Genomic DNA, 3,686 nt, shown 5'->3' with positions numbered 1-3,686 from the left:
ATTGCAATTTTTAATTTTATATTTTTAATTTTTAATTTCGAGAAGCGACTTGACATCGGCTTTGGCTTTGTTGATGATAGCTTGGGCGCTGCCGATATTAGCCTGAGCACTACGCACATTTTCTTGGGATAGATTCACAACTTCTGTGGCAGTTTTCACAGCGTAGGAACGAGTATCGAGTTCTTGTTTACTAATCGTCCCAGAGTCAGCCAGTTGTTGATAGCGCTGATAATTCTTCACTGCTTCTTCTAACTTCGCCTTAGCTTGAGCTAAATCTGCTTGTTTTTGCTGGACTATGGCTTTATTTGATGCCAAATCTGCCTGCTTGGCTGCTAAATCTGCTTGTTTTGATTCCATATCTGCTTTGGCTTGGCTAATCTGGTTTTGCAATACGGAACCATCCAACACCGCCAATACTTGGGCTTTTGTAACAAAAGCCCCTTCTTTTACATTTTCGGGGATGCTTTTGATTTGTAAGCCGTTTGTCTGCGGTAAAACTGGAATTAAATCGCGTGCTGCTACAGTCCCAGTAGTTTTGAGGGTACGAAAAACACGGGCGGTTTCTACTGTGGCGATGGTAACTGTCATTGCTGGGTTAACTTTTTTATCCGCTACCGCGCTTTGTTGACGGGATGGAAGACGATTTAATACAGCCATCCCAGCAAAGGCGATCGCGATTCCTAAACCAGCACCTAGTAACAATGGCTTCAACCATGCCCTGGTTGGTTTTTGATGTGATTTGCTCAAAAAGCTAGCATTTTCAGATGTTACAGGTTTATTCACCTCGACTTCTGAAACACTTTCATCGCTCACAGTCCTACCTCCACTTTCTGTCTATGCATACCAATTTTGGTATTTTCTTAAGAAAACTTGAAGTTTATTTACTTCATATCAACTATGACGCATTTCATAGTAAATGTCTTTTAGATATCAACGTATATAATAAAACAAGCTTGCTAAAAGTAATTACTAACAAAAAAGGTTTAAAAAGTTTATGTAAATTATGATACAAAAATTATCTCATATCATCAAGTTACTCAAGGTCACACACTATATGTATTTAGATCACCGTCAACCAATGGTTAGATATGAAAAACTAGTGAAGCTAATCTAGATTGATCTAATTTCAAATCCAGCCTTTTATGTATAAAGTTATATCAAATAAATATTTTTGTACGTCATCGATAATTCCTCTGAAGCCTTTGTGTCATCAGGAAACCATTCTCTACCATGTAATTTAGGCATAGGACAAGCTAGCGTCCACAGCTATACGTGAGTTACAAAGGAGCAAAATGTATTGTCCTAAATTCACATGAATTTGATGAACCTTTCCTACCCAGCCTGCCCTTGGAGGGGAGGATCAATGAAATAATCGGGTTTTTAAGCCTCTATCCTAGAAGTAAAGAGGTTAAATTCCAGCAAGGGTGGCCCTGATTATGGAATTTTGAAATCAATCAAATCAATAAATAATTGGTATTTAGCCAGAGTAACCAGATATGTTCAATGCCACTGAAATTTTAATTGATGCCTTTGTAAATGAAATTCGAGAAGGTTACCGTCGCACCTACGGCTGCTTCAAAAATGATTATCAGGACATTATCGCCTGGGCTGGTAACATGGCTTTGGAAAACATTGCCAATAGCGACGCCCTTTATCACAATGTTGAACACACAGTCCTTGTCACCCTGGTGGGGCAAGAAATCTTACGTGGCAAACACATTAGGGAAGGCGGTGTTTCCAGTGAAGACTGGCTGCATTGTATCATTTCCTTAGTGTCTCATGATATTGGCTACGTTAAGGGAGTTTGCCGACAAGACCGAGAGACAGCAAACTTATATGCCACAGGTAAAAATGGCAAAATGATTTCAGTAGCTCCTGGCGCTTCTGATGCCAGTCTGACGCCGTATCATGTTGATAGAGCCAAGCTTTTTATTGATGAGCGTTTTGGAGGTCACAAGTTAATAGATGCTGAGGCGATTAAGAGCAATATTGAATTGACTCGATTTCCTGTACCTGCGGCAGAAGATCATCAAGATACAAAGTGCTTTGCGGGTTTAGTACGTGCTGCTGATTTGATTGGGCAATTAAGCGACCCACGTTACCTGAAGAAAATTACTTCTTTATTTTACGAGTTTGAAGAAACTGGTGTAAATAAGGTTTTGGGCTATAAAACCCCTGCTGATTTACGGAATAACTACGCTAAGTTTTACTGGAATGGCGTCTATCCTTATATCCAAGAGGGACTGCATTATCTATCACTGACACAGCAGGGAAAACAAATTCTGGCTAATCTCTACTCAAATGTGTTTGTTGTGGAACACGAGAAACAACAGCAAGAACAACAACGGTATTTAGAGAAGTTAGGAGTTGGGAATTAGGAGTTAGGAGTAGAGACGCGATTAATCGCGTCTGTATAGGAGTGGAGAGTTGAGAATTATTAATCATGAATTATGAATTAAGATAAAAGTTTCATAACTCATAACTTATAACTCCTAACTCCTAACTACTATGGATTGGTGGCGACGACTGAAGAGAAATCCTTTGGCACGATTTGGGGCAATTTTGCTGTTAATTTTCTACATAGCAGTAATTGCAGCTGATTTCGTGGCTCCTTATGACCCCTACGCCTCACAGCCCAATGGTTCACTGTTGCCACCAACTAAGATACATTGGGTTTCTCAGTCAGGGCAGTTTATCGGGCCCCATGTTTATCCCACGACTCAGGGAGACACGAATTTAGAAACAGGCGATCGCGAACTCATTGTAGACTTCAAAAAGCCATCACCCCTGCGTCTATTTGTCTCCGGCCCAGAATACCGATTGTTGCAGATGAGTTTGCCACTACCTCCGAAGTGGGATGAAGTCACAATCTTTTCTGGTATTCCCTTAAATTGGCATTTATTTGGCACAACAACTGGCGCAAACTTCAACATCTTGGGCACTGATGACCAAAGCCGCGACCAATTCAGTCGCCTACTGCATGGCGGTCGCATCAGTATGTTTATCGGGATTTTTGGTATTATCATTACCTACCCCCTCGGTTTGATCATCGGGGGAATTTCCGGCTATTTAGGCGGTGTGACTGATAGCGTCATCATGCGCTTGGCAGAAGTGCTAATGACTTTCCCTAGTATTTATCTTTTGGTGACTTTGGGAGCAGTCTTACCACCTGGTTTAAGCAGTACCCAGCGTTTTTTGCTGATTGTGGTAATTACTTCGGTTATTAGCTGGGCTGGTTTAGCACGGGTAATTCGCGGACAGGTACTATCAATTAAAGAGCGAGAATTTGTCCAAGCATCACGCGCAATGGGCGCGAACCCAATTTATATCATCCTCCGCCACGTTTTGCCGCAAACTGCTAGTTATGTAGTTATCTCTGCTACTCTTGCAATTCCCAGCTTTATTGGTGCAGAAGCGATATTAAGTCTCATCGGCTTGGGAATTCAACAACCAGACCCTTCTTGGGGCAATATGCTTTCTCTAGCTAGCAATGCTTCAATTTTGGTACTGCAACCTTGGTTAATCTGGCCGCCGGCTGTGCTAATTATCCTCACAGTGTTAGCATTCAACTTACTCGGTGATGGGCTCAGAGATGCACTTGACCCGCGCAGTTTGAGAAGATAAGCCCTCAATAATAGTAAATGGTGTCGCTGAAATAACAAATGGGTTCGCCGAAATAACAAATG

At 41.5% G+C, this 3,686-nt stretch carries 3 protein-coding genes; 2 read left to right on the top strand and 1 reads right to left on the bottom strand.

Annotation, left to right across the window (positions count from 1 at the left end; all coding sequences use genetic code 11):
• Positions 1-24 precede the first annotated feature (24 nt).
• Complete coding sequence (locus ACFFAP_RS37060) at positions 25-813, bottom strand: HlyD family secretion protein (protein WP_375515879.1); 789 nt, start codon at positions 811-813, stop codon at positions 25-27.
• Positions 814-1,496: 683 nt separating this feature from the next.
• On the opposite strand from ACFFAP_RS37060, the gene ACFFAP_RS37055 reads away from it, so the two are divergent.
• Positions 1,497-2,378 carry an Npun_R2479 family HD domain-containing metalloprotein gene (locus tag ACFFAP_RS37055; RefSeq protein WP_375515878.1) on the top strand — a complete coding sequence of 294 codons (882 nt, stop codon included), beginning with the start codon at positions 1,497-1,499 and terminating at the stop codon, positions 2,376-2,378.
• A 130-nt stretch (positions 2,379-2,508) separates the two neighbouring features.
• Positions 2,509-3,624 carry an ABC transporter permease gene (locus ACFFAP_RS37050; RefSeq protein WP_375515877.1) on the top strand — a complete coding sequence of 372 codons (1,116 nt, stop codon included), beginning with the start codon at positions 2,509-2,511 and terminating at the stop codon, positions 3,622-3,624.
• The last annotated feature ends 62 nt before the right edge of the window (positions 3,625-3,686 follow it).

The sequence above is a fragment of the uncultured Nostoc sp. genome (assembly GCF_964245575.1).
In the GTDB taxonomy this organism is placed as follows: Bacteria; Cyanobacteriota; Cyanobacteriia; order Cyanobacteriales; family Nostocaceae; genus Nostoc.
The sequence above is the reverse complement of the archived record's forward strand: the minus strand, read 5'-3'. Positions and strand labels throughout refer to the sequence as shown.